This window comes from Pseudoroseomonas cervicalis ATCC 49957, assembly GCF_000164635.1.
Classification (GTDB): Bacteria; Pseudomonadota; Alphaproteobacteria; order Acetobacterales; family Acetobacteraceae; genus Pseudoroseomonas; species Pseudoroseomonas cervicalis.
Map to the genome: position 1 here is coordinate 1 of NZ_GG770941.1, position 2,314 is coordinate 2,314.

The 2,314-nt window shown below is 73.4% G+C and carries 3 protein-coding genes; 2 read left to right on the top strand and 1 reads right to left on the bottom strand.

All coding sequences use genetic code 11. The annotated features are described in order from the left end of the window. Window positions 1-378: DUF4347 domain-containing protein (locus tag HMPREF0731_RS25845; RefSeq protein ID WP_169312315.1), on the bottom strand; the 378-nt coding region annotated here is incomplete at its 3' end. Window positions 379-556: 178 nt separating this feature from the next. On the opposite strand from HMPREF0731_RS25845, the gene HMPREF0731_RS20565 reads away from it, so the two are divergent. Both HMPREF0731_RS20565 and HMPREF0731_RS20570 read left to right on the top strand, forming a co-directional pair. Next, a complete protein-coding gene (locus tag HMPREF0731_RS20565; protein ID WP_306302916.1) occupies window positions 557-1,237 on the top strand; it encodes an ABC transporter permease in 681 nt (226 codons plus the stop codon). A gap of 75 nt (window positions 1,238-1,312) precedes the next feature. Continuing rightward, complete coding sequence (locus HMPREF0731_RS20570; RefSeq protein WP_007006156.1) at window positions 1,313-2,266, top strand: ABC transporter substrate-binding protein; 954 nt, start codon at window positions 1,313-1,315, stop codon at window positions 2,264-2,266. Window positions 2,267-2,314 lie beyond the last annotated feature (48 nt).

The window sequence follows — 2,314 nt, forward strand, 5'->3', positions numbered from 1 at the left end:
CGGATGCAGGCTGCGGCCGATCGCCGACAGCACCCAGCCGCGTGCCTCCAGCCCCGCCTCGGTCAGCGTGGCGCTGCCGAGTTGCAGCCGCCCGGCCTCGCCCGCGCCGCACAGCCACAGCCCGCCGAGCGGCGCGCGCTCCGCCGCCACCTCGGCCAGGGCCAGCAGCCCGTCCCGCGCGGGGTCGAGCAGCAGAACCGCCACCGCCTCCTCACTGGCCGCCAGGCGCAGCGTCCAGCCGGGCGCGCGCGGGTCCAGCACCAGCAGGCCCCGGCCGGGCGCCGCCAGCTCCGGCGGCGCCATCCAGCCGGCGGGATATGGCGCCCCCGGATTCGGCGTCCCGAGCGGCAACGGTCCGGGCGAGGCGTTCTGCGTCATGGCGAATCCCTTCTGGCTCCCGGGCAGAATGGTTCGATATGGTAAAGATATTCTTGATTCCCGCCTTGCCAAGCCCGAGGCCGCGCGCGCCGCGCCAGGCTGGCAGATGCCGGCAAATGCCGCGGGAGCCGGGCTTGCCGGGTGCCGCCCGGCCCGGCATCTCCGCCGGATGCAGGACATGGCGGCCGGCTTTTCCCTGGCGCTCGGGCTGATCACCGGCGGGGACCGCGAATTCTGGGGCATCGTGGCGCTGTCGCTGCGGGTTTCCGGCAGCGCGGCGCTGGCCGCCTTCCTGCTCGGCGTGCCGCTGGCGGCGCTGCTGGCCATCGCCCGCTTCCGTGGCCGGGCAGGGCTGCTGCTGCTGGCCCATGCGCTGCTCGGCCTGCCGCCGGTGGTGGTGGGGCTGGCCTGCTACCTGCTGCTGTCGCGCAGCGGGCCGCTCGGCGCGCTGGGCTGGCTGTTCCAGCCACAGGGCATGGTGCTGGCGCAGAGCGTGCTGGCGCTGCCCATCGTCACCGCGCTCGCCCACCGCGTGCTGGCGCCGCTGTGGGAGGAGGTGCGCGACCCGCTGCGCATCGACGGCGCCAGCCTGCCCCGCTGCGCCTTCGAGCTCGCCCGGATGGGCCGCCCGGCGCTGGCCACGGTCTTCCTCGCCGCCTTCGGCCGCGCCATCGCCGAGGTCGGCGCCATCCTCATCGTCGGCGGCAATATCCGCGGCGAGACCCGCACCATGACCACCGCCATCGCGCTGGAGACGCAGAAGGGCGACCTGCCGCTGGCGCTGGCCCTCGGCCTGGTGTTGCTGCTGCTCTGCCTGGCGGTCAGCGCCGCGACGCTGCTGCTCGACCGGCGCGGCTGAATCGCTTTCCGCCGCGCGGGTGTCGGACTAGTCTCACGCCATCGGGAGGCCGCCGGGCCTGAGGAGACGAAATCCATGCAACGCCGCCTGTTCCTGGGGGCCGCCGCGGGCGCGCTCGCCCTGCCCTATCTCGCCCGCGCCCAGAGCCTGCCGAAGATCACCATCGGCATGTCCGGCTGGACCGGCTTCGCGCCCCTGACGCTGGCCGAGCAGGCCGGGCTGTTCCGCGCCAACGGCCTCGATGTCGAGACCAAGTTCGTGCCGCAGCGCGAGCGCAACCTGGCGCTGGCCGCCGGCGCGCTGAACTGCGTCGTCACCACCGTCGACACCATGATCCTGTGGGGCAGCACCATGCCGCTGGTGCAGGTGCTGGTGCTGGACAAGTCGAAGGGCGGCGACGGCATCGCCGTGCGCCCCGCCATCACCAACTGGGAGGGGCTGCGCGGCAAGACCGTGGCGGTGGACGGCCCCGGCACCACCCCGTATTTCGTGCTGGCCTACATGCTGCGCGAGAACGGCCTGTCGGTGCGCGACGTCCGCACCGCCACCCTGGCGCCGCAGCCCGCCGCCCAGGCCTTCGTCGCCGGGCAGTTCGACGCCTGCTCGACCTATGAGCCCTATCTCTCCCAGGTGCGGGCGATGGGCGCCGACAAGGGCCGCATCCTGGCCACCACCACCGACCATGCCTGCGTCGTCGACACCCTGGCCTTCAGCCCGGATTTCGTGGCCAGGAACGAGGCGGCGGTGCGGCTGGTGGTGAAGAGCTGGTACGACGCGCTGGCGATGATCGAGCGCGAGCCGGACAAATCCTTCGAGATCATGGGCAAGCGGGTCAACCAGTCGGGCGAGGCCTTCAAGGCCAGCGCCGCCTTCATCGACTGGCAGGACGCCGCCGAGAACCGCGCCTACAGCGCCGACGGCCTGCCGCAATTCATGGCCAAGGCGCTGGAGGTGCAGAAGGAGGCCGGGGTGGTGCGGCAATCGCCCGATCTGGCCAAGCTGCTCGACACCCGCTTCCTGGCGGGCTGAACCGGCCCGGCCGGGCGCGCGGCCCCTGCGCGCCCGGCCGGCCAGGCT

What these genes read in the sequence shown, in the direction of transcription:
- HMPREF0731_RS20565 (WP_306302916.1), top strand. Translation starts at nt 557, where the DNA reads ATGGCGGCCGGCTTTTCCCTGGCGCTCGGGCTGATCACCGGCGGGGAC.
- HMPREF0731_RS20570 (WP_007006156.1), top strand. Translation starts at nt 1,313, where the DNA reads ATGCAACGCCGCCTGTTCCTGGGGGCCGCCGCGGGCGCGCTCGCCCTG.